The sequence below is a fragment of the Aquimarina pacifica genome (assembly GCF_000520955.1).
In the GTDB taxonomy this organism is placed as follows: domain Bacteria; phylum Bacteroidota; class Bacteroidia; order Flavobacteriales; family Flavobacteriaceae; genus Aquimarina; species Aquimarina pacifica.
In genome coordinates this window covers 1-409 of record NZ_JACC01000137.1, presented here as the reverse complement: position 1 = coordinate 409, position 409 = coordinate 1, and the positions used below count along the sequence as shown (strand labels likewise).

General features: G+C 27.1%; 1 protein-coding gene. It reads left to right on the top strand.

Features of this window, described 5'->3' with window-relative positions; translation table 11 throughout:
- Positions 1 to 28: 28 nt before the first annotated feature.
- On the top strand, positions 29 to 409 hold a 381-nt coding region (locus DZ60_RS23845; protein ID WP_034230572.1), incomplete at its 3' end, for a hypothetical protein.

Here is a 409-nt window from a genome sequence, read left to right as displayed (position 1 = left end):
TTTGTTTAAGATAAAGGATTTTATAAAAATGTACTATACAATAAGTAGAAGTCATAATTTGAAGGAAATAGGATATTATCCACAAACATCCATTGCAAAAGGATACAACCCTGTTCTTTATGATGGTCATAGAAATGTAAAAGTAAATGAATTCCCAGATTTTATACCCAATTATGAATTAGACTTACATTCTAAGGCTAAACCTACCAGTTTTATTCATCATTCTGTGGCAAATTTTGGGTGGGTAATAAACGGGAGATTAAAGGATATAATGGAATCATATAATTTATTGGATCATCATTTTTATAAGATGAAATTACATCATAATGGAATAACTCTTAACTATTTTTGGTTTCATTATATAGTTAGAGATTTTTGGAAATATTTAGATAAAGAAAAGTCTTACGGA